Raw genomic sequence first — 19,160 nt, forward strand, 5'->3', positions numbered from 1 at the left:
CCGGCCGCGCCCCCCCCCCCCCCCAAAGCCCCGGACCGGGGCTTGTCCTCAATCGCCGGACGGGCTGGTTGTGGGGCGGTGCTCTGTCCTCAATCCGCGACGGGCTGGTTGTGGGCTGGGGCCGTCCTCAATCGCCGGACGGGCTTGATAGGGGCGCTCGGGCATCACGCTGAGTTGAGGGTGCCGGACGGGCTTGATGGGGGCGCTCGGGTATCACGCTGAGTGGGGGGTGCCGGATGGGCTCGACAGGGCCGCCCGGGTCTCGTTCGCCTCGGTCAGGATCCGGGACACCAGCTCCGCCACGCTCGGCAGGTCCTCGATCAGGGCCGCCACCTGGCCCGAGGCCATGATGCCGAGGTCCGTGCGGCCCTCGACCATGGACGCCCGCAGCAGCATCGGGGTGTTCGCCGCCATCAGCACCTGGCTCCAGCTCAGGTCCTTGCCGTGCCGCATCGCCAGGCCGTCGCGGACCATGCCCGGCCAGCTCAGCCCGGAGAGCCGGCGGAAGCGGGACGCCCGGCGCAGCGCCCCGAACAGGGAGCGCAGCCGGCCCGCGCCGCCCTCCAGTTCCGCCACCATCTCCGTACGGAGCATCCGGTGCGGGAGCCCGTCCACCGCCCGCGTCAGCGTGATGTCCTTGGCGGTCGCCGCCAGGTAGCGGGCCTTCACCGCGTCCGGGACCGTCGAGTCCGAGGTCAGCAGGAACCGGGTTCCCATCGCGACCCCCGCCGCCCCGTACGCCAGCGCCGCCACCAGGCCCCGGCCGTCGTGGAAGCCGCCCGCCGCGACCACCGGAATGTCCACCGCGTCGACCACCTGCGGCAGCAGCACCGTGGTGGCGACGTCTCCGGTGTGACCGCCGCCCTCGCCGCCCTGCACGATCACCGCGTCCGCACCCCAGGCCGCGACCTTCTCCGCGTGCCGCCGGGCTCCCACCGACGGGACGACGACCACGCCCGCGTCCTTGAGTTCCGCGATCAGCTCCCTCGACGGGGCGAGCGCGAACGACGCCACCCGGACGCCTTCCTCGACGATGATCCGGACCCGCTCCGGTGCGTCCCCCGCGTCCGCCCGCAGATTCACCCCGAACGGTGCGTCCGTGCGGGACTTCACCTCCCGTACGGCGGCACGCAGTTGGTCCGGTGTCATGGTCGCGGAGGCCAGAATGCCGAGCGCCCCGGCCCGTGCGGTCGCGGTCACCAGGCGGGGGCCCGCCACCCAGCCCATCCCGGTCTGCACGATCGGGTGCCGGACGCCGACGAGGTCGGTCAGGGCGGTGCGCATCAGGCCCTGACCTCCCGGTCCCGGGTGCGGGCCGGGTCGAGGACCTCGCGGATCAGAGCGAGTTCGGCGGGGGAGGGGGCGCGGGTGTACGGGACGTCGTCCGGGATCGTGAGCGGGAATCCCGTCGCCTCCCGGACCGCTTCGACCGTGACGCCGGGGTGGACCGAGACCAGCCGCATCGAACGGTCCGGCGTCGCGAAGTCGAAGACCCCGAGATCGCTGACCACCCGGGGGATCCGGTGGAAACGGGTGGCCGAGGCGCCCGCCGCCCGCGCACTGTCGTAACCGACCCCGCAGATCATGTCGACGCGTTCCACGAAGGCCCGGGGCGAGTGCCGGGGGATCCAGTAACTCACCGGGTTGTTAAGGGTGTTGACCGGTGCTCCGCGCACGCCCAGCAGCTGTCGGGAGGGCCGTTGCCAGTCGCCGATGCAGGAGATGTTCTGGTTGCCGAAGCGGTCGATCTGGCTCGCGCCCATCATCACGTGCCGCCGCCCACCGGTCACCAGGGCCAGATGCCTGCGGTAGGGGAGCCAGCCCTCCGCTTCGCCGCCCGGACCGACGAGCGTCGCCTCGCCGTCCGTGAGGAGCAGGTCGGGCGCGAAGGTCAGCCGGGCCAGCCGTGCGCCGGCCGACGGGACCGCGCCCATCGGACTGGCCAGGATCTCCCCGTCGCCCCGCCAGGCCTCCGCGCAGGCGATCACGCAGTACTCGGCACGGGTGACGTCCCCGTTCGTGGACGTGTTCATTTCCGCTCCTCGTGCCAGGTACGGACCGCCTGCTGGTAGCTCTTCTCGTCGCCGTCCGGCGGCAGGAAGCGGGCCGTGAACTCCGCCCAGGCGGCCGGGTCCGCCGCCGCGGCCGCGTACGCCTGCTGGAACGGCTCGTCGCGCGGGTGGTCGGGGGCGCAGGAGGTGAAGTGCGCCCCGCCCGGCGTCTCCACCACACCGGCGACGGAGTGCCGTTGGACGAGGAGGGTCTGCGGAGCGGTGGAGTTCTCGGTCAACTCCCGTGTTTCCAGCAGGCGTTCGCAGGAGACATACGCCGCGTCCGCCGCCTCGCAGAACAGGTCGTCGAAGTACGGGTCGGGGCCCAGGTACTGGCCGTTGCCCAGCCGGTCCGCCCGGTTCAGATGGACCAGCGCCGCGTCCATCCGCAGGGCGGGCATCGCCACGAACTCCTCGCCGTCCTCGTAGGGCGAAGTCACCGTGCGCAGCTCGGGGTTGACCCGCATCACATCCGATCCGAGGCCCGCGCGCACCGGCAGGAACGGCAGCCGGTTCGCCGCCGCGTGCAGTCCCCACATGAACATCGCCTCGTCGATCTCCGTCAGCGCGAACGCCCCGCGCTGCCGGGCCGCCCGGTAGTGCGGCTCCAGCGGTATGGAGTCGAGCGTCACGAACGCCGTGACCAGGCGGCGGATCCGGCCCGCCGCGGCCAGCAGCCCCACGTCCGGGCCACCGTAGGAAATCACCGTGAGATCGGTGACCGGCGACCGCAGCAGCGCCCTGACCAGGGCCATCGGCTTGCGGCGTGACCCCCAGCCGCCGATCCCGATCGTCATGCCGCTGCTCAGCCGCTCGACGACCTCCTCGGGCGTCATCGTCTTGTCGCGCGGGGCGCCGCGCACATCGTGCGGGGGAGTGGTCACGGTTCAGGCCTCCTTGCCGAAGGTGTCGCGGACCCGGGCGGCGGTCCCGGCGAGGTTCGCCTCGAAGGTGAACCCCTGCTCGAAGCGGTAGCTGCGCTGGACGTCGACGGGGTCGATGCCGTTCAGGGCGGCCTTGGCCAGTCGCAGCAGATGGCCGTCCTTGGCGGCGATCTCGGCCGCCAGCTCCAAGGACGCGTCGAGCAGTTCAGGACCGGGTACCACCCGCCAGACCGATCCGTGGGCGAGCAGTTCGGCCGCGGTGACGGTCCGGGAGGTGTAGTACAGCGTGCGCATCAGGTGCTGCGGGACCAGCCGGGCCAGATGGGTCGCGGCGCCGAGCGCGCCCCGGTCAAGCTCCGGCAGGCCGAAGACCGCGTCCTCGCTCGCGACGATCGCGTCGGCGTTCCCGACGAGGCCGACGCCGCCGCCCAGACAGAAGCCGTGCACCGCCGCGACGACCGGCACCTCGCACGTGTACACCGCCGCGAACGCCTCGGCGCAGCCCCGGTTGGCGCCGATCAGGGCCTCGTGCCCCGCGTCGCGCTGCAACTCCTTGATGTCGACGCCCGCGTTGAAGCCGCGCCCGGCGGCGGCGAGGACGACGCAGCGCACCCCGGGATCGCGGCCCGCCGTCCGTACGGCGTCCGCCAGGTCGTACCAGCCCTGCACGGGAAGCGCGTTGACGGGGGGACGGTCCACGGTGACGACGCGGACGCCGTCGAGGGGGGAGGCGGTGGAGACACTCATCGGAGGATCGGCTACCTTTCCACCAAACATTTGTTAGGTGAACGGTAGCAGGCACACCCCCGCCCGCCAACCAGTCCTGCTTCCAGGGGAGATGAGATGACCGCACCCACCCCGTCCACCGGACCCACCCCGTCCACCGGACCCACCGCACACCGTGGCGGACTCTGCGCCGACCGGGTCGTCGCCGTCACCGGAGCCGGGCGGGGGCTCGGCCGGGCCCACGCCCTGGCCTTCGCCGCCGAAGGCGCCCGGGTCGTCGTCAACGACCTCGGCGTCGGACCGGACGGGAACGGGGACTCCGCCGGCCCGGCCCGGGAGGTCGTCGACGCGATCGTGGCGGCGGGCGGCGAAGCCGTCGTCCACGGCGGCGACATCGCCACCGCCGAGGGCGCGGCCTCCCTGGTCACCACCGCCGTACACGCCTTCGGCCGCCTCGACACCCTGGTCAACAACGCGGGTTTCCTGCGCGACCGGATGCTCGTCAACCTGGACGAGGACGACTGGGACGCGGTGATGCGGGTCCACCTCAGGGGCCATTTCCTGCCCCTCAAGCACGCCGCCGCGCACTGGCGCGCCGAGACGAAGGCGGGCCGCCCGCCGGTCGCCCGGGTGATCAACACCAGCTCCGGCGCCGGACTCCTCGGCAGCGTCGGCCAGGGCAACTACGCGGCCGCCAAGGCCGGCATCGTCGCCCTGACCCTGGTCGCGGCAGCCGAGCTGGGGCGGTACGGGGTCCTCGTCAACGCCCTCGCCCCCGCCGCCCGGACCCGGATGACCGAACAGACCTTCGCCGAGGCGATGGCGGCCCCGGGGGAGGGGGAGTTCGACGCCATGGCTCCCGCGAACGTCTCGCCGCTGGTCGTCTGGCTCGGCTCCGCCGCGAGCGACGGGGTGACGGGCCGGGTCTTCGAGGCCGAGGCGGGCCGCATCACCGTCATGGAGGGCTGGCGCCCCGGCCCCACCGACGACCGGGGCGCGCGCCGGTCCCCGGCCGATGCGGGCGAAACGGTCCGCCGGCTGCTGGCGGACGCGGAGAAGCCGCGGCCGGTGTACGGGGCGCCGTAGCCCAGGGTCCGTGGCGGTGGTCCGTGGTCCATCCGCCCGGTGCGCCGGAGACCGCCGGGCCGAAATCCGCTTGCACGGGCGTTCCGGCAGCCGGTATCCAGCTCAGGACGTTTCCGGAACGCACCCGACGACAGGAACACGGCACCGACCCGATGAACGAGTTCTGCTGGATGGACCTCAAGACCCGCGACCCGGACGGCACCGCCGCCTTCCTCTCCTCGGTGCTGGGGTGGGACTTCGCCGTCGGCGAGGAGGACGGGCGCCGGGTCGTGAAGATCTCCGCGGGCGGTCGCCGGATCGGCGGGCTGAGCGACCTCGCCCAGCCGGTCCACCCGCCCGGAACGCCACCGCACACCGCCTATTACCTCGCGGTCGACGACGTGGACCGCCGTACGGAGGCGGCGACCGCGAACGGTGCCCACCTCGTCGTGCCGCCGTTCGACGCGGGGGACCAGGGCCGGATCGCCACCCTGACCGACCCGTCGGGCGCGGCCTTCTCCCTCTGGGAGCGGCCCGGGCCCGTGCGGTGGGCGGGACCGCCCCGAGGCGGTGCCGCCGTTCCCCACCACATGGTCCTCGTCTGCGACCAGCCGGAGCGGGCCCGGCACTTCTACACCGAGACGACCGGTGCTCCCCTGGCCCGGGCCACGTTCCTCCAGGCTCCCGGCGCGACCCCGGCCACCACCGTGCCGCCGCGGTGGGAGCTGGCCGTGGCCGTGGCGGACCTGGACGCGGTCATCGCCCGGGCCCGTGCCGAGGGGCGGGATCCGGTCACGCTGTCCGAGGGGCTGGTACGCCTGCGGAGCCCGGAGGGGCTGTCCTTCCTGGCCCGGGCGTCGGCCGTGTCGGACCGGGACGGGAGCGGCCGCCCCGACGTCTTCCTGGAGACCGAGCGGCTCGTCCTGCGCCCCTTCACGGACGCCGGCGCCGACACCGATCTGCTGGTCGCCCTCGACAACGACCCGGAGGTCATGCGCCACATCAACGGCGGCCGCCCCACGAGCCGCGAGAGCATCCGGGAACGCACGCTGCCCCGGCTGCTGCACGACCACCCCTGCACCGGAACCCGCGGTTTCTGGGCCGCGCAGCGGAAGGACACCGAAGCGTTCATCGGCTGGTTCGAACTCCGGCCGCTGGACGACCACGACCCCGCCGTCGTCGAACTCGGCTACCGCCTGAACCGGGCCGCCTGGGGCCGCGGTTACGCCACCGAGGGCGCGCGGGCCCTGGTCGACAAGGGGTTCACGGACCTCGGGGTGCGGCGGGTCACCGCGAACACGATGGCGGTCAACACGGGATCCCGGCGCGTGATGGAGAAGACGGGCCTGACCTTCCTGCGGGCCTACTCCGAGGACTGGCCGGAGGCCATCGAGGGCTCCGAGCACGGCGAGGTCGAGTACGAACTCACCCGGGAGGCATGGGAGGCGGCGGATATAGGGGCGCGCGGACGGTAGGCGGCGGTCCGGCCCGGACGTGCGCCTCCAGCAGCGCCGCGATCTCCTCGTGCCCCAGGTGCTGGTCCACGCCCGCCGACGGCACCCCGTCCCGGAGCAGCTCCACCGCCACCGTCTCCTCGCCGTCCCTCCGGTCCTGGAGCGTCACCGTCTCGATTCCGGAGCCGTACATCTCCTCCAGCCGGCGCCGCAACTCCTCTTCCGGATCGAGCCCGGCGATGCGCCGCGCCTCGGCCAGTGCGAGGGCGACCACGGTCTCCTGCCCCCTGGCCCCGGCGCGGTGCGCGAGCAGCGCCCGGACCGTCCGGGGGGATCCGCGCTCCGCCGCCAGCACCAGCATCGCCTCCCCCCGAGGGCCCGGCAGCAGCGGGTCCGCACCCCGGGCGAGGAGCACTTCCACCGTCGCCGAGTGCCCCAGACCGACCGCCCACCGCAGTGCGGTGAAGCCGAACTCCTCGCGCAGATCCGGCCGGGCCCCGGCGGACAGCAGCGCCTCCACCACCTCGGTGTGCCCGCCGCACGCCGCCCCGCACAGCGGCAGGTCGCCCGCGTCGGGGCCGCTCGGCCGGTCGGGGTCGGCCCCGGCCGCGAGCAGCAGCCGTACCGCCTCGGGGCGGTCCTGGACCGATGCCAGATAGAGCGCGGTCGTGCCCTCCTCGTCGCTCGACTCGGCCCGCGCACCCGCGCGCAGCGCCCGTACGACCGCGTTGTCGTCCTCGTACAGCGCGTCGAACAGGCTTGGTTCGTCCCTGATCGGCTCGTTCGTCATGCTTCGACCCTACGGGGCGTCACGGACAACGCCCGTGCTCAGGTGTCGCACTCCAGGCGCGTACGGCACAGCCCGCAGCGTGCGCTGACCCGGCCCCGGACCGGGAGCCGGATGCGCTGGTGGCAGGTCGGGCAGGGGAAGGAGACGCGCAGTCCTTCGCCGCCGGTCTCGAAGGCGTACGGAACGTGCGGATCCGGGGCGGTGCCGGGGTGGTCCTGGGCAGAGCGCCGGTCCTTGGCGTAGCGGCGGCGGCCCGCCCAGCCGGCGGCGGTCAGCGGCGGCCTGCGCAGATCCTCCAGCGCCCTGACCCGCCCCTTGGTGTACGCGGTGTACGCCTGGGGGCTGGTGAACCACGGGGAGGGGTCCTCGTCGAAGGCGAACGCCCGCTTGGCCAGGACGTATCCGAACTCCTCCGGGGTGAGGTAGCCGAGCTTCTGGCGGGACGTGGCGTCCTCCCGGAACGCGTCCAGCAGCAGCCAGCCCGTGCCGAGGTAGGCGGTCGTCGTGTCGGTCAGGATCTCGTTGGCGCGGGTGCCGGGGAACTCCAGGCCGAGCCGGTGCAGCAGCACATGGGTGATCTCGTGCGCGAGCGCCGCCCCGATGTCCCTGCGATGGGTGCGGAAGCGGTCGTTCAGCTCGATGAAGTACTCCGGGCCCGCGGTCAGCTCCACGCTCGCCGCGTGCTCCATCGCCCGGAAGCCGACGATCATGCGGGCCTCGGGCAGCCGGAGGTGCTGGACCAACGCCCGCGCCACCCGCTGGGACCCCAGGTGCAGATCGTCCTCGTCCGCGAACGCGGCGTCGGCGGGCGCGAGGCTGGTGGCATAGGTGTGGACGCCGTCCGCGGAGAGCCGCCGATAGAGCGCGGTGACCGCGGAGCGGACCGTGTCCAGATGCGGAAAGCCGTGGACGACGGGTGCGCCCGGAGGGTCGTTCGCCACGCCGGAACCCCCCATCCGTGACGGTCGGACGTTCAACGGACCCCCACTGTATGCCGGGGCCGGGGAGGGGGTCCGGAGAGCCATCTGATGATCTTGGCCGAAAAGTGCACCTTGTGGCAGCGGTCACCCGGCACCGATAATCGGAGTGTTCTTGTCAGGTGCATGACTTCTTCGGCTTCCGTGCCGGGGGTCGTCACCCGGCGGGGACACGCGTGCCGGACCGCGCACCCCACAGCACTTCCAGCACCGCGTACAGGAACTCCTGCACGGCAACACGGTTCGGCAACCTCCCACAGCAACCCCCCACACGAAATCCCCCCACGAAAGCAGGCCTCTGTGAAGCTTCTGAGTGCGCTGAAAAGGTGTTCCGTCGCCATAGCAGCCGTCGCCCTCGCGACCGTCAGCCTCCAGCCCGCCTCCGCGGCCCCCCAGCCGATCGTCGGCGGGGAACGCGCCGAGCAGGGCGAGTTCCCCTTCATGGTCCGGCTCTCCATGGGCTGCGGTGGCGCCCTGTACGCGAAGGACATCGTCCTCACCGCCGCCCACTGCCTGGACGGCTCGGGCGACGACACCTCGATCACCGTCACCGGCGGCGTCGCCGACCTCCAGTCGCCCGACGCCGTCGAGGTCCAGTCCACCAAGGTCCTCCAGGCCCCCGGCTACAACGGCACCGGCAAGGACTGGGCGCTGATCAAGCTCGCCCAGCCGATCGACCAGCCCACCCTGAAGATCGCCACCGACGCCACCTACGACGAGGGCACCTTCACCGTCGCGGGCTGGGGCGCCGACAAGGAGGGCGGCAGCCAGCAGCAACACCTGCTCAAGGCCGACGTCCCGTTCGTCTCCGACGCCGACTGCCAGGGCGCCTACAGCAACCTCGTCGCCGACGAGGAGCTGTGCGCCGGCCTCCTCGACACTGGCGGCGTCGACAGCTGCCAGGGCGACTCCGGCGGCCCGATGTTCCGCAAGGACGACTCCGACGAGTGGATCCAGGTCGGCATCGTCAGCTGGGGCCAGGGCTGCGCCCGCCCGAACTACCCGGGCGTCTACACCGAGGTCTCGCACTTCGCGGCCGACATCGCCTCCGCCGCCGACTCGCTCTGACCCGCACGGAGCGAGCGGCCGCTGATCACGGCTGAACCACCCCGGGGGCGCCCCTTCCGACAGGCGCCCCCGGACCCAGCTCCACCCACGGCTCGCCCGCCTCCTCCAGCTCCAGCACCCACACCTCGTTCGCGCCCTCGCGGAGCACCGGACCCGGCACGTACAGGGTCCGCTGCGGGCCCGCCGACCAGTACCGGCCGAGGCAGAAGCCGTTCACCCAGACGAACCCGCGGCTCCAGCCCGGCAGTTCGAGCCCCGCGTGATCGACGCCCGCCGCGCCCCCCACCGTGAACGTCCCCCGGAACAGGCCCGTCCGCCCCGCGTCACCGGCCCCGGCCGCGGCCCCCACCGGACGAAACGGCACCGCCGCCACCGCGCCCGCCACCTCGAAGGCATCCAGCCGGAGCCCCCGGGCCCGCACCCCGTGCAGATACTGCCGCTCGTGCAGCACCCCGCCCGTGACGCCCTTCGGCTCGCCGAGACGCGGCCCGTAGTTGACCCGGCCCAGCGACTCCACCCACAGCTCGACCTCCGCGGGCCCCGCCACCGGCTCCGGCAGCGTCCCGGACCCCTCGGTCAGCACCCCGGCCCGCACCCCGTCGACATACACCACCGCCCGGTCCCGCAGCCCCGAAGCCCCCAGCGGATACGCCCGGCGCGGCCCCGGCACCGCCACCCGGTAGCGCACCAGCCCCCGGTCCACACCCAGCTCCTCGAACGTCGGCGGCACCCCCGACTCCGTCTCCGGATCCCCCAGCGCCTCCAGTACGTCCCCGAGCCCGACCCACTCCGCCAGCTCCGCCCGCACCGGCACGGCGAGCCCCGCCGGCTCCGGCGGCAGCGCGGGCAACGGCCCCTCGGCGTATGCCTCCAGAACCTTCCGGAACAGGTGGAACTTCTCCGTGGCCCGCCCGTACTCGTCGACCGGCGCGTCGTAGTCGTACGACGTCACCGTCGGCTGGAACTCCCCGTCCTGGAGGGGGCCACCGCGGTTCGCCCCGGCCCAGCCCGCGAAGTTCGTCCCCCCGTGCGCCATGTAGACGTTCACCGACGCCCCGCACTCCAGGATCTCCCGCAGCGCCCCGGCCGCCTCCTCGGGATCCCGCAGCACCGGCTCGGCCCCCCAGTGGTCGAACCAGCCGCACCAGAACTCCATGCACATCAACGGGCCCTTCGGCTGGTACCGGCGCAGCACCTCGAAGCCCTCCCGCGCCCCCGAACCGAAGTTCGCCGTCGCCAGGAGACCCGGCACCGAACCCCCTGTCAGCATGTGGTCCTCCGGACCGTCCGACGTGAACAGCGGAACCGTCACCCCGCACTGCCGCAACAGCCCCGCCAGCCACCCCAGATACACCGCGTCGCTGCCGTAACTCCCGTACTCGTTCTCCGCCTGCACGAGGATCACCGGACCGCCCCGCGACACCTGCCGCTCCACCACCTGCGGCAGCAGCTCCCGGAACCACCGCTCCACCACCGCCCGGTACTCCCCGTCCCGGGTCCGCACCCGCCGCCCGAACCGGCCCGTCACCCACACCGGGAGACCGCCGTTCTCCCACTCGGCGCAGATGTACGGCCCCGGCCGCACGATCGCCCACAGCCCCGCCCGCTCCACCGCGTCCAGGAACCGGCCGAGCGCCCCCACATCCCGCACCACGCCCTCCCGGGGCTCGTGCAGATTCCACGGGACGTACGTCTCGACGCAGTTCAGGCCCATCGCCGCGAGCATCGCGAGCCGGTGCTCCCACTGCTCCTCGTGCACCCGGAAGTAGTGCAGGGCGCCCGACAGCAGCCGCACGGGCCTCCCGCCGAGCCGGAAGCAGTCGTCGCCCACGGTGAAGTCGGTCATGGTGCAGTTACGCTCCCGTGCTCGGCCGCGCCCGCGGCCCTCCGGTCAAGTGGTCCGACCACTTTCACCTCTGGCGCGTACCGGGTCCATGGACAAAGATCGCTGTTGATTGGACGCAACGGACCGGCCGGGCCCGGCCGCGACGGACCACCTGGGAGGGGAAGGCCGCGATGTACCACACCTGGATGCGCTTCTTCACCCCCAGCCCGCTCCACCACCGCCTGGGCCTCGTCTGCCTCGGCGTCGGCCTCCAGCACGGCGCGCTGCCCACCGTCGGACCCCGCACCCTCGACCACCACGTCGCCGTGGTCGTCCACTCCGGCACCGGCTGGTTCAAGGGCCCCGACGGCCGCCGCACCCCCGTCACCGGCCCCAGCCTCATCTGGCTGACCCCCGGCACCCCCCACCACTACGGCGCCGACCCCCACGCCGGCTGGGACGAGAGCTTCGTCGACTTCACCGGCCCCGCCACCACCACGTACACCGAACTCGGCTACATCGAGCCCGACCGCCCCCTCGTCCCGCTCGCCGACACCGCCGCCCCCCGCGCCGCCGTCGGCCGCATCGTGCGCGCCGCCCGCCGCGGCAACCCCCTCCTGGAGGTCGAGACCGGGGCCGCCGTCCACGAACTCCTCGTCTCCCTGCGCCGCGCCCGCGCCGACATCGGCCCCGACGGCGATCCGGTGCTCCAGGCACTCGCCCGCGACGCCTACCAGCCGCTCACCGTCGCCCAGCACGCCTCCCGGCACGGCATGACCCCGGCCGAACTGCGCACCGCCGTACGGCGCGGCGCCGGCTGCAGCCCCAAGGACTACCTGCTCGGCATCCGCCTCGGCCGGGCCAAGGAACTCCTCGCCGCCACGGACCTCCCGGTCGCCGCCGTGGCCCGCCGCGTCGGCTACGACGACCCCGCCTACTTCTCCCGGCTCTTCGCCCGCCGGGTCGGCACCGCCCCCGTCCGCTTCCGCGAACAACAGGGCCGCAGCGTGCCCGGCGGCTGGAGCGACCGGGTGCCCGACCCCGACGACCCGCCGACGATCACCACGTGAGCGCGGCGGTCTAAGCTCGCTGACCATGAGTACGAGCGAGATCGACGCGTCCGTGCGGGCCGAGCTGGACCGGCTGCGCGAGAGCATCGACAACATCGACGCCGCCGTCGTCCACATGCTGGCCGAACGCTTCAAGGCCACCCAGCAGGTCGGCCGCCTCAAGGCCGACCACAAGCTGCCGCCCGCCGACCCCGCCCGCGAGACCCGCCAGATCGCCCGGCTCCGGCAGCTGGCGCAGAGCGCCAACCTGGACCCGGCGTTCGCCGAGAAGCTGCTGAACTTCATCATCGCCGAGGTCATCCGCCACCACGAGCGCATCGCCGACGAGGCGGAGAACGGCGGAGCGGGGAACGGCGAGGCGGCGAACGGCTGAGCGGCGTCGGACCGCTGAGCGGGGTCGGAACCGCTCCGGCTACCGCTACCGGGGCGGCCTCCGCAGCCGCTACCGGTACGGACTCGGGAGCCGCTACCGGTACGGCCTCCGGCTTCCGGCCACCCGCGTCACCGGTACGGCCGCCGGAGCCCGACCCGCCCCGCGAGCCACGCACCCAGCAGCGCCCCCAGGACCGGCCCGAGCACGTACACCCACAGCCGCCCCGTGTCCCCGGCCAGCAGCGCCGGGCCGAACTGCCGCGCGGGGTTGGCCGATCCGCCGCTCAGCGGCCCGAGCACCCCGATGACCAGGGCGGTCGTCAGCCCCACCGCGTACGGCAGCACCCGGCGCCCGCCGGGGGAGGCGAGCAGCGCCCCGAGCATCAGCGTCGACCCCGCCAGAACCCCCGCCTCGGTGCTCAGGACCGCCGCGTCGCCCCACGCCGGATCCGCCCGCACCGACGCGTGGCGGACCGGCGGGCGCCCGGCCGCCGGACCCCACACCAGGCCGGCGCACCACACCCCGAGCACCGACCCGGCCAGCTGCGCCACCGCGTACGGCACGACCTCACGGCCGGGGAAGGCCCCGAGCCGCCACAGGGCGAGGGTGACGGCCGGGTTCAGATGACCGCCCGAGCACCGGCCGGGCGGAGACATCATGAACAGGGCGAGCAGGGTTCCGACGACGCAGCCCAGCACGGCCGGACGGGCCGCCGCAGCCCCCGGGTCCGGTCCCACGAGCCACCGCACACTCGACACGATGAGGAACAGCAGCAGCGCGGTCAGCGCCGCCTCGCACACGGCCCGGGGCAGCACCGGACCGGGACCGGGATCGTGCGGGAGCTCCGGTGTCCGGGGACCCTCCGCGGTGGGCGGGGCGTCGGGCCCGGGTCTCGGAACCACAGGTTCGGGCGCAGGCGTGAGCGTCATGAGGGACGTCCTCGGTACTCGGTGTGCCGCGCCGAGGAAATGGTATGCGCCAACAGCCCCCAGGGGTATCCGCGAGCCTCCGGGCCACTCCCGGGACGGGGCGTCCGCCCAGGGAGAACCCCGCTGCGCCCGCCGTCCCCCGTACGGCAGCATGGGGCCATGTCCGTACTGACGCGCGACGAAGCGCAGACCCGAGCCCAGATCCTCGACGTGGAGCGGTACACGATCGCCCTCGACCTCACCACCGGCGAGGAGACCTTCGACTCCGCCACCGCCATCCGGTTCACCGCCCGCGCGGCCGGAGACACCTTCGTCGAGGTCAAGCCCGCCACCCTGCGCTCGGTCAGTCTCGACGGACAGCCCCTGGACCCCGCCCTCCTCGACGGCAACCGCTACCCCCTCACCGGACTCGCCGCCGGCCCCCACGAACTGCACATCGACGCCGCGATGCACTACTCCCGCACCGGCGAGGGCATGCACCGCTTCACCGACCCCACCGACGGCGAGACCTACCTCTACACCCAGCTGTTCATGGAGGACGTCCAACGCGTCTTCGCCGCCTTCGACCAGCCCGACCTCAAGTCCGTCTTCGCCATCGACGTGAGGGCCCCCGAAGGCTGGACCGTCCTCGGCAACGGCGTCGCCGAACACACGGGGCAGGGGCGCTGGACCATCGCCCCCACCCCGCTCGTCTCCACCTACCTCGTCGCGATCGCCGCGGGACCCTGGCACTCGATCACCACCGAGCACGCCGGACTGCCCTTCGGCATCCACTGCCGCCGCTCCCTCGCGCCGTACCTGGACGCCGACGCCGAGGAGATCCTCGACATCACCCGCGCCTGCTACGACCGCTACCACGAGAAGTTCGACGAGCCCTACCCGTTCGACTCCTACGACCAGGCCTTCGTCCCCGAGTTCAACGCGGGCGCCATGGAGAACCCCGGACTCGTCACCTTCCGCGACGAGTTCGTCTACCGCTCCGCCGTCACCGACACCGAGCGCCAGACCCGCGCCATGGTCATCGCCCACGAGATGGCCCACATGTGGTTCGGCGACCTCGTCACCCTCACCTGGTGGGACGACATCTGGCTGAACGAGTCCTTCGCCGAGTACATGGGCTACCAGACCCTCACCGAAGCCACGCACTTCACCGACACCTGGGTCGACTTCGGCGTCGCCCGCAAGGGCTGGGGCTACGACGCCGACCAGCGCCCCTCCACCCACCCCGTCGCCCCCGACCCCGACGCCGTCCCCGACACCGCCTCCGCCCTCCTCAACTTCGACGGCATCAGCTACGCCAAGGGCGCCTCCGCCCTCCGCCAGCTCGTCGCCTGGCTCGGTGAGAAGGACTTCCTGGCCGGCATCAACGCCCACTTCGCCCGCCACAAGTTCGCCAACGCCACCCTCGCCGACTTCATCGACAACCTGGCCTCCGCCACCGACCGCGACGTCCACGCCTGGGCCGAGCAGTGGCTGCGCACCACCGGCATCGACACCCTCACCGCCGAGGTCGGCGCCCCCGAGCCCACCGAACCGGCCGGGCCCCCGGCGAACGGCAACGGCCAGTCCTGGGCCCTCACCGTCACCCGCGAAGGCTCCCGCCCCCACCGCATCACCGTCGGCGCCTACGACCACGCCCTCAACACCCAGGCAGGACCCGGCCACCTCGCCCTCCGCGACCGCTTCGAGATCGACGTGCCCGGCGACGGCACACCCACGATCCGCCCCGGCCGCCGCCCCGCCCTCGTCGTCCTCAACGACGGCGACCTCACCTACGCCAAGGTCCGCCTGGACACCGCCTCCTGGGACACCGTCCTGGCCGGCCTCTCCGGCATCCCCGACGCCCTCACCCGGGCCGTCCTGTGGAACACCGCCCGCGACATGGTCCGCGACGGCGACCTGAACCCCGCCACCTACCTCGCCACCGCCCGCACCCACCTCCCGCACGAGAGCGACCTCGCACTCGTCCAGGGGGTCCTCACCTTCGCCGCCGGACAGATCGCCGCCCGCTACGCCGACCCCGAGGACCGCCCGGCCGCCCTCGCCACCCTCGCCGGCCTCTGCCGCGACCTCATCCGCCGCACCGAGGACGGCTCACAGCCGGGCCTGCGCCTCGTCGCCGTACGCCACTTCATCGACGCCGCCACCCAGCCCGACACCCTGCGCAACTGGCTCGACGAAGGCACCGTCCACGGCGGACCCGAGCTCGACCCCGAGCTGCGCTGGCGCATCCTCACCCGGCTCGCCGTCCTCGGCGCCACCGACGAGACCACCATCGCCGCCGCACTCGAAGTCGACCCCAGCGCCACCGGCCGCGAAGGCGCCGCCCGCTGCCGCGCGGCTCTGCCCACCCCCGAGGCCAAGACCGCCGCCTGGGACGCCCTGTTCACCGACGACACCCTGTCCAACTACCTCTTCACCGCGACCGCCCAGGGCTTCTGGCAGCCCGGCCAGGAAGAACTGCTGGCCCCGTACGTGCCCCGCTTCTACCCGGAAGCCACCGCACTCGCCGCCCGCCGCGGCCCCGCCATCGCCGAGGCCGCCGGACGCTACGCCTTCCCCGCCTACGCCATCGACGCCGAGAGCCTCGCCACGGGCACCCGCGCCCTGGAGGACCCGGCCCTCATCCCCGCCCTGCGCCGCAAGCTCGTCGATCAGCTCGACGACCTGCGCCGCGCCCTCGCGGTACGGACGGCCATCACCACGACCGGCTGACCCGACACCGACCCGCGCCCCGCCCGGCCACGGCTCCCACCCACGACGACCCACGCACGGCCCCCGGCACCGACCGCCGGGGGCCGTCCGCGTGCCATGGCTGTGCGCCGCCCGGACGAGCGGCCCCACCGCGCGCCAGGCCCGTACACCCGTCCAGCAACCGCACACCTTTACCACCCCACCCCAACCCGATCGGGTCACATGGACCGCTAGTACCCCTTTCGAGTTCAGATCGTTGGGCTCTTCGGCCGCGCCACCCGAAACCCGGGACAAGCTGGCATGTCCACCCCCGCGCACCCGAAGGACCACCCCACCCATGCCCACCCCACCCCTCGCCGGAGGCACCGCAGGCCCCGCCGCACTGCGCCCCCTCATCGACACCGTCCTCACCGCACTCCACGACGGCGCGACCCTCCGCGACGGCCCCCTCCCCGCCGGCGGACCCGACACCGTCACCCCCCGCACCCGCACCGCCACCCACCCCCTCATCCCCGACCACGGCACCGGCCCCCACCACGCCCTGCGCTCCCTCGTCACCGCCCTCGCCGCAGGCGCCGCCGACCCCGCCCACCCCCACTGCGCCGCCCACCTCCACACCCCACCCCTCGCCCTGGCAGCAGCAGCCGACCTCGCCGCCAGCGCCCTCAACCCCTCCATGGACTCCTGGGACCAGGCCCCCGCCGCCTCCGCCCTCGAAGCCGACCTCACCAGCGCCCTCGCCACCGAGATCTACCCCGGCGCTCCCTCACCCGACGCCGTCATCACCACCGGCGGCACCGAGGCCAACCAACTCGCCCTGCTCCTCGCCCGCGAACGCCACGGCCCCGTCCAGACCGTCTGCGGCGCCAACACCCACCACAGCATCGCCCGCGCCGCCTGGCTCCTCGGCCTCCCCGAACCCGTCGTCGTCCCCGCCCCCACCGGCACCCTCGACCTCGCCGCCCTCGACGAAGCCCTCACCGAACTCCACCGCCCCCTCCTCGTCGTCGCCACCGCCGGCACCACCGACACCGGCGAGATCGACCCCCTCGACGCCATCGCCGACCTCTGCACCACCCACGACGCCGAACTCCACATCGACGCCGCCTACGGCGGGCCACTCCTCTTCAGCCCCACCCACCGCGGACTCCTCCACGGACTCGACCGCGCCCACAGCGTCACCCTCGACCTGCACAAACTCGGCTGGCAGCCCGCCTCCGCCGGCCTCCTCGCCGTACCCGAACACCACCACCTCACCCCCCTCCACCACCACGCCCCCTACCTCAACGCCGACGACGACACCGAAGCCGGCCTCCCCGACCTCCTCGGCCGCTCCCTGCGCACCACCCGCCGCCCCGACGCCCTCAAGATCGCCGTCACCCTCCAGGCCCTCGGCCGCACCGGACTCGCCGACCTCATCGACCGCACCGTCGCCACCGCCCACCACCTCGCCGACCTCATCACCAAGAGCCCCACCCTCGACCTCTACGACCGCCCCACCATCAGCACCGTCCTCTTCCGCCCCACCGGCACCGACGACCACACCGTCGCCACCGTCCGCCGCACCCTCCTCCAACGCGGACACGCCGTCCTCGGCCGCGCCCACGCCGAAGGCCGCCTCTGGCTCAAAGCCACCCTCCTCAACCCCCACACCACCCCCCAGGACCTCCAAGCCCTCCTGGACCTCGTCACCGGCACCACCGCCGACCTCGTCACCGGCACCCCTGCCGCACCCCACACCACGGAAGGCGAAACCCCGCGATGACCGACCGGCCCGCCCACGAACCCGACCAGCCACACGACCTCGTCGGCATCGGCATCGGCCCCTTCAACCTCTCCCTCGCCGCCCTCGCCCACAACATCCCCGCCGCCCCCGACGACCCCCGCCCCCTCGCCGCGACCTTCTACGAACAACGCCCCGCCTTCCACTGGCACCCCGGCCTCCTCCTCGACGGCGCCAGCCTCCAAGTCCCCTTCCTCGCCGACCTCGTCACCCTCGCCGACCCCGCCAGCCCCTGGAGCTTCCTCAACTACCTCCGCACCCGCGACCGCCTCTTCCCCTTCTACTTCGCCGAGCGCTTCCACATCCAACGAGCCGAATACGACGCCTACTGCCGCTGGGTCAGCGAACAACTCCCCGGACTGCACTTCGGCCACCAGGTCGACGCCGTCCGCTGGAACACCGACCGCGCCCTCTTCGAAGTCGACTTCACCCAACTCGACCGCGACGGCGAAGCCGAAGCTCTCGGCCGCGCCTACGCCCGCCACATCGCCCTCGGCATCGGCACCGAACCCTTCGTCCCCGAACCCCTCAAACCCCTCGCCGAAGCCGAATCCGTCCCCGTACTCCACTCCGCCGACTACCTCCGCCACCGCGAACGACTCCTCGCCGCCGACCACATCACCGTCATCGGATCCGGCCAGTCCGGCGCCGAGATCTTCCTCGACCTCCTGCGCGCCCGCCCCGAAGGCGCCGAGAAGATCCACTGGCTCGCCCGCACCCAGGCCTTCGCCCCCATGGAATATTCCAAGCTCGGCCTGGAGCACTTCACCCCCGACTACAGCCGCTACTTCCACGCCCTCCCCGAATCCGCCCGCGACGAACTCGTCCCCCGCCAATGGCAACTCCACAAAGGCATCGACGCCGACACCATCGCCGCCATCCACGACGAGCTCTACCGCCGCACCCTCCACGGCGGCTGGCCCGACGCCACCCTCACCCCCGGCGTCCACGTCCGCACCGCCGGCCGCCTCGCCAACACCCGCGTCGAACTCCACCTCGAACACACCCAGCAAGGCACCCGCACCCGCCTCACCACCGACGCCGTCATCCTCGCCACCGGCTACCGCGAACGCCCCCTCGACGCCATCCTCGGCGGCCTCGCCCCCTACCTCAGCCGCGACGCCTCCCACCGCCCCCGCATCGACGACCACTACCGCCTCGTCCTCGACCCCGCCGTCACCGGACACGTCTACGTACAGAACGCCGAACGCCACACCCACGGAGTCGGCGCCCCCGACCTCGGCCTCGCCGCCTGGCGCAGCGCCACCATCCTCAACAACCTCACCGGCGCCAACCCCTACCCCCTCCCCGAACGCACCGCCTTCACCACCTTCGGCCTCACCCCCCAACCCCCCACCATCCCCGCCCAGGCCCCCGCCCTCGTCCCCCTGAGCCAATCCCTCTAGCCCCCACAACCAACGGCCCGGGCCCCCACCGAAGGAGACCCGGGCCGAAAGAACAGCACAAAGCG

General features: G+C 73.3%; 16 protein-coding genes and 1 pseudogene. 9 read left to right on the forward strand and 8 right to left on the reverse strand.

From position 1 onward, the window contains the following. Positions 1–213: 213 nt before the first annotated feature. From ACFWRV_RS08255 to ACFWRV_RS08270, 4 genes are read right to left on the reverse strand one after another with little or no spacing between them, the layout of a single operon-like run. Complete coding sequence (locus ACFWRV_RS08255; RefSeq protein WP_384330048.1) at positions 214–1,284, reverse strand: NAD(P)H-dependent flavin oxidoreductase; 1,071 nt, start codon at positions 1,282–1,284, stop codon at positions 214–216. Beyond that, the gene (locus ACFWRV_RS08260) at positions 1,284–2,033 is read right to left on the reverse strand and encodes a CoA-transferase subunit beta (protein ID WP_384330051.1); all 750 of its coding nucleotides are present in this window, start codon (positions 2,031–2,033) and stop codon (positions 1,284–1,286) included. Before ACFWRV_RS08260 ends, ACFWRV_RS08255 begins: the two co-directional genes overlap by 1 nt. Further along, positions 2,030–2,887, reverse strand: a complete 858-nt coding sequence (locus ACFWRV_RS08265; RefSeq protein ID WP_384330351.1) for a CoA transferase subunit A — start codon at positions 2,885–2,887, stop codon at positions 2,030–2,032. The genes ACFWRV_RS08260 and ACFWRV_RS08265 overlap by 4 nt, the downstream gene beginning before the upstream one ends. 51 nt (positions 2,888–2,938) lie before the next feature. Further along, positions 2,939–3,682, reverse strand: coding sequence for an enoyl-CoA hydratase family protein (locus ACFWRV_RS08270; RefSeq protein WP_384330054.1), 744 nt, complete (start codon positions 3,680–3,682; stop codon positions 2,939–2,941). Positions 3,683–3,778: 96 nt separating this feature from the next. On the opposite strand from ACFWRV_RS08270, the gene ACFWRV_RS08275 reads away from it, so the two are divergent. The 3 genes and pseudogenes from ACFWRV_RS08275 (at position 3,779) to ACFWRV_RS08285 (ending at position 6,201) form a co-directional block, all read left to right on the forward strand. Continuing rightward, positions 3,779–4,747: an SDR family oxidoreductase gene (locus tag ACFWRV_RS08275; protein ID WP_384330056.1), complete on the forward strand. Its 969-nt coding sequence runs from the start codon at positions 3,779–3,781 to the stop codon at positions 4,745–4,747. Between the two features lie 170 nt (positions 4,748–4,917). Continuing rightward, positions 4,918–5,190 (forward strand): annotated as a pseudogene (locus ACFWRV_RS08280) (VOC family protein); the annotation flags it as partial. A gap of 381 nt (positions 5,191–5,571) precedes the next feature. Beyond that, the gene (locus ACFWRV_RS08285) at positions 5,572–6,201 is read left to right on the forward strand and encodes a GNAT family N-acetyltransferase (protein WP_384330354.1); all 630 of its coding nucleotides are present in this window, start codon (positions 5,572–5,574) and stop codon (positions 6,199–6,201) included. Here ACFWRV_RS08285 and ACFWRV_RS08290 read toward each other — a convergent pair. Both ACFWRV_RS08290 and ACFWRV_RS08295 read right to left on the reverse strand, forming a co-directional pair. Beyond that, a complete protein-coding gene (locus ACFWRV_RS08290; RefSeq protein ID WP_384330060.1) occupies positions 6,152–6,970 on the reverse strand; it encodes an ankyrin repeat domain-containing protein in 819 nt (272 codons plus the stop codon). The two genes, ACFWRV_RS08285 and ACFWRV_RS08290, sit on opposite strands and share 50 nt — an antisense overlap. Before the next feature lie 38 nt (positions 6,971–7,008). Further along, positions 7,009–7,926 carry a hypothetical protein gene (locus tag ACFWRV_RS08295; protein ID WP_384330063.1) on the reverse strand — a complete coding sequence of 306 codons (918 nt, stop codon included), beginning with the start codon at positions 7,924–7,926 and terminating at the stop codon, positions 7,009–7,011. A 321-nt stretch (positions 7,927–8,247) separates the two neighbouring features. Between ACFWRV_RS08295 and ACFWRV_RS08300 the strand changes: the two genes are divergently transcribed. Continuing rightward, positions 8,248–9,015, forward strand: coding sequence for a S1 family peptidase (locus ACFWRV_RS08300; RefSeq protein WP_384330066.1), 768 nt, complete (start codon positions 8,248–8,250; stop codon positions 9,013–9,015). 25 nt (positions 9,016–9,040) lie between these two features. On the opposite strand, the gene ACFWRV_RS08305 is transcribed toward ACFWRV_RS08300, so the two are convergent. After that, positions 9,041–10,861, reverse strand: coding sequence for a beta-galactosidase family protein (locus ACFWRV_RS08305; protein ID WP_384330069.1), 1,821 nt, complete (start codon positions 10,859–10,861; stop codon positions 9,041–9,043). A gap of 170 nt (positions 10,862–11,031) precedes the next feature. On the opposite strand from ACFWRV_RS08305, the gene ACFWRV_RS08310 reads away from it, so the two are divergent. Both ACFWRV_RS08310 and ACFWRV_RS08315 read left to right on the forward strand, forming a co-directional pair. Next, positions 11,032–11,910, forward strand: a complete 879-nt coding sequence (locus ACFWRV_RS08310) for a helix-turn-helix domain-containing protein (RefSeq protein ID WP_384330072.1) — start codon at positions 11,032–11,034, stop codon at positions 11,908–11,910. Positions 11,911–11,935: 25 nt separating this feature from the next. Then, entirely contained in the window at positions 11,936–12,283 is a 348-nt protein-coding gene (locus ACFWRV_RS08315) for a chorismate mutase (protein ID WP_384330075.1), read from the forward strand. 128 nt (positions 12,284–12,411) lie between these two features. Here ACFWRV_RS08315 and ACFWRV_RS08320 read toward each other — a convergent pair whose 3' ends face one another. Further along, positions 12,412–13,212: an MIP/aquaporin family protein gene (locus ACFWRV_RS08320; RefSeq protein WP_384330078.1), complete on the reverse strand. Its 801-nt coding sequence runs from the start codon at positions 13,210–13,212 to the stop codon at positions 12,412–12,414. Between the two features lie 159 nt (positions 13,213–13,371). On the opposite strand from ACFWRV_RS08320, the gene pepN reads away from it, so the two are divergent. From pepN to ACFWRV_RS08335, 3 genes are all read left to right on the forward strand, one after another. Beyond that, positions 13,372–15,927, forward strand: coding sequence for an aminopeptidase N (gene pepN / locus ACFWRV_RS08325; RefSeq protein WP_384330081.1), 2,556 nt, complete (start codon positions 13,372–13,374; stop codon positions 15,925–15,927). 316 nt (positions 15,928–16,243) lie between these two features. Then, positions 16,244–17,671, forward strand: coding sequence for a pyridoxal phosphate-dependent decarboxylase family protein (locus ACFWRV_RS08330; protein WP_384330084.1), 1,428 nt, complete (start codon positions 16,244–16,246; stop codon positions 17,669–17,671). Beyond that, on the forward strand, positions 17,668–19,095 hold the full coding sequence (locus tag ACFWRV_RS08335; RefSeq protein ID WP_384330087.1) for a lysine N(6)-hydroxylase/L-ornithine N(5)-oxygenase family protein: 1,428 nt from the start codon (positions 17,668–17,670) through the stop codon (positions 19,093–19,095). The genes ACFWRV_RS08330 and ACFWRV_RS08335 overlap by 4 nt, the downstream gene beginning before the upstream one ends. Positions 19,096–19,160: the final 65 nt, after the last annotated feature.

The sequence above is a fragment of the Streptomyces sp. NPDC058576 genome, from assembly GCF_042718715.1.
GTDB lineage: Bacteria > Actinomycetota > Actinomycetes > Streptomycetales > Streptomycetaceae > Streptomyces.

What these genes read in the sequence shown, in the direction of transcription:
- ACFWRV_RS08265 (WP_384330351.1), bottom strand. Translation starts at nt 2,887, where the DNA reads ATGACGCCCGAGGAGGTCGTCGAGCGGCTGAGCAGCGGCATGACGATC.
- ACFWRV_RS08330 (WP_384330084.1), top strand. Translation starts at nt 16,244, where the DNA reads ATGCCCACCCCACCCCTCGCCGGAGGCACCGCAGGCCCCGCCGCACTG.
- ACFWRV_RS08310 (WP_384330072.1), top strand. Translation starts at nt 11,032, where the DNA reads ATGTACCACACCTGGATGCGCTTCTTCACCCCCAGCCCGCTCCACCAC.
- ACFWRV_RS08260 (WP_384330051.1), bottom strand. Translation starts at nt 2,033, where the DNA reads ATGAACACGTCCACGAACGGGGACGTCACCCGTGCCGAGTACTGCGTG.
- ACFWRV_RS08315 (WP_384330075.1), top strand. Translation starts at nt 11,936, where the DNA reads ATGAGTACGAGCGAGATCGACGCGTCCGTGCGGGCCGAGCTGGACCGG.
- ACFWRV_RS08320 (WP_384330078.1), bottom strand. Translation starts at nt 13,212, where the DNA reads ATGACGCTCACGCCTGCGCCCGAACCTGTGGTTCCGAGACCCGGGCCC.
- ACFWRV_RS08270 (WP_384330054.1), bottom strand. Translation starts at nt 3,682, where the DNA reads ATGAGTGTCTCCACCGCCTCCCCCCTCGACGGCGTCCGCGTCGTCACC.
- ACFWRV_RS08275 (WP_384330056.1), top strand. Translation starts at nt 3,779, where the DNA reads ATGACCGCACCCACCCCGTCCACCGGACCCACCCCGTCCACCGGACCC.
- ACFWRV_RS08290 (WP_384330060.1), bottom strand. Translation starts at nt 6,970, where the DNA reads ATGACGAACGAGCCGATCAGGGACGAACCAAGCCTGTTCGACGCGCTG.
- pepN (WP_384330081.1), top strand. Translation starts at nt 13,372, where the DNA reads ATGTCCGTACTGACGCGCGACGAAGCGCAGACCCGAGCCCAGATCCTC.
- ACFWRV_RS08305 (WP_384330069.1), bottom strand. Translation starts at nt 10,861, where the DNA reads ATGACCGACTTCACCGTGGGCGACGACTGCTTCCGGCTCGGCGGGAGG.
- ACFWRV_RS08295 (WP_384330063.1), bottom strand. Translation starts at nt 7,926, where the DNA reads ATGGGGGGTTCCGGCGTGGCGAACGACCCTCCGGGCGCACCCGTCGTC.
- ACFWRV_RS08335 (WP_384330087.1), top strand. Translation starts at nt 17,668, where the DNA reads ATGACCGACCGGCCCGCCCACGAACCCGACCAGCCACACGACCTCGTC.
- ACFWRV_RS08255 (WP_384330048.1), bottom strand. Translation starts at nt 1,284, where the DNA reads ATGCGCACCGCCCTGACCGACCTCGTCGGCGTCCGGCACCCGATCGTG.